General features: G+C 61.6%; 2 protein-coding genes. Both read right to left on the bottom strand.

Annotated elements, in window-relative coordinates:
• Positions 1-192: 192 nt before the first annotated feature.
• Positions 193-1548 carry a sensor histidine kinase gene (locus tag AC3A3G_RS16325; RefSeq protein WP_487488731.1) on the bottom strand — a complete coding sequence of 452 codons (1356 nt, stop codon included), beginning with the start codon at positions 1546-1548 and terminating at the stop codon, positions 193-195.
• Positions 1545-2189 (bottom strand): response regulator, encoded by a 645-nt coding sequence (locus AC3A3G_RS16320; protein ID WP_487488732.1) that lies wholly within the window; start codon positions 2187-2189, stop codon positions 1545-1547. The genes AC3A3G_RS16325 and AC3A3G_RS16320 overlap by 4 nt, the downstream gene beginning before the upstream one ends.
• Positions 2190-2243: the final 54 nt, after the last annotated feature.

Genomic DNA, 2243 nt, shown 5'->3' with positions numbered 1-2243 from the left:
TGCTTTTCTTCACGTCCGTCTCCTTGATGAAACGGACTCTCACTCAAATCGGGGGATCAGGAAGGGAGCACGTCACCTCAAACGACCGATGCGCCATCGTCCCGACGCCGATTGCCGATATGGCATTCGCAACCGACCTGCCGTTCCTTCAATGCCGCAGGTCACAACCGCTATTGCCTATATCGAAGCGCTTCATCCGCGGCCAAGAGGCAGATGGATCGAGACAATGAGACCATGCGGCTTCGCATTTGATAAGGAAATCCACCCGCCGTGCCGCTCCACCACCGCTTTGGCCAAGGCTAACCCCAGCCCGACGCCGCCTGTCTCGGCGCTCCTTGATCGCTCGATCCGAACAAAGGGCTCCAGCACATCAGTGAGTTGATCGTCCGGCATCCCCGGCCCTGCATCCCGGACGACGAGGCGCGCTTGCGTGCCGGTCTGATCAAGATGGACATGAACGGGACCAGGCCCGCCAAATTTTGCTGCGTTGGAAAACACATTATCCAGCAGGCGAGAGAGATCGAGGGGATCTCCTGAAAAGATCAGAACCTCGGGCGAGTGCACGACAATCGTACAGTTCGGCTGACGATCGGCCGCCTGCCGCACAAGCCCCGCCAGATCCAGCGTCTCGAAGCTCTTTGAGGCCGGCCGCGCTGCGAACTGCAGCAACTGGTCGATCATCGCCTGCATCCTAAGAATCTCCGGCCCCATCACCCGCTTCAGGCCAGGACCGGCGCCCTCCAGTCTCAACTTCAAACTGGTCAACGGCGTCCGCAGGTCATGGGCAATGGCGAAGAGCATCTGGGTCCGCTGCTCAAGATTGGCGTTCAGACGCTCCTGCATGGCGCGCAGGGCCGTTGCAGCGGTCCGGATTTCGGTCGGGCCCCCGATAGGCAAGGACGGCGCATTGGGTCCGGAATCGATCGCCTCAGCCGCTGCGGCGAGTTTGCGCAGAGGGCGGGTGAAGATACGCGCCAACCAGAGCGTGGGGATCGCCAGGATGGTCGCCGCCGCCAGGAAGGCCAGACCGAGCTTCATATGCCAGACTGAAAGATAGGACGACGTCGGCGCAACGACGACCCACTCTGAACCACGCCTCACGGCCGCCTGGAACGGCGGGAATGTAATGTCGCTTGTCGCAACAAGTTCGGCGACCGAGGGCGGAGGGGCGCCGGCCATCAGGGTTCCTGGCGGAAGATTGAGGATAGTGAGATTTGTGCCGGAGCCTCGGCTTTCGTTGGACTTCATCGTCACCCGCACATCGGCAAGGTCCAGATCAAGGGCATGGGCCAGACCCTCAGCGATGATCGGCGCGGGCTGCGCAGTGGTCTGCGGCGCGACCGCAGGCATGGACATCGTCCGGATCGCCAACTCTGCGCCCCCCTGTCCGGTCTTCACCGCCTGGGCGACATCCCGCACCCGCATGGAGGCCTGTGGAGGCGGAGGCATGATGACCGTTACGAACAGTCCGACGCCCAGGGTCGTCAGCACGCAGACAAGCGCCAACCCGAAAACCTGCCCCGTAATCGAACGCAGCCAGACGATCACAAGCCTTCCCGTTCAGGCTTCAGGCGGTAGCCTTCACCTCGAATGGTCTCGATTAGCGGCGTCACGCCATGATCGCCGAGCAACCGCCTTAACCGGCTGACAGCAAGATCAATAGAGCGATCAAAGACATCAGCCTCGCCTCCCCGCGTCAATGTGATCAATTGGTCGCGGCTTAACAAGCGGCCGGGGCGATCCAGAAACACCTTCAACAGCGCGCCCTGTCCCGACGACAGAACAACGCTGCTGTCATCGGGGCGCGTCAGACGACGGCTATCCCCGTCATACCGCCAGCCGAGATAGAGGCGTGTCCGCGACATCGCGCTGATCGTATCTGAGGATGGACGGCGCAGCAGAGCACGAACCCTCGCCAGCAATTCCCGGGGTTCAAACGGCTTGGGAAGATAGTCCAGCGCCCCAAGTTCCAGCCCCACCACCCGATCAGCGGAATCACCCAGAGCGCTGAGCATGAGAATGGGGATGCCGCGATCACTGAGACGGCGGCAGATCGACAGCCCGTCCTCGCCTGGCATCATCACATCCAGGACAACCAGATTCACTGGCTCGGACGCCAGGTGTTGGTCCATCTGCACTCCGTCAGCGGCGACGCCGACACGGAAACTGACGTGCCCCCCGTTTCTCATCCAGCCATAACAAGAGTCCGAGGTTGATCTGGGTAGAGATTGGTTGGGTTGGCA

The organism is Brevundimonas sp. Soil_N_31 (assembly GCF_057655995.1).
Note: the sequence above shows the minus strand (reverse complement) of the source record. Positions and strands in the feature narration are given on the sequence as shown.

Coding starts and splice junctions, on each gene's coding strand:
- AC3A3G_RS16320 (WP_487488732.1), bottom strand. CDS start 2,189: ATGAGAAACGGGGGGCACGTCAGTTTCCGTGTCGGCGTCGCCGCTGAC.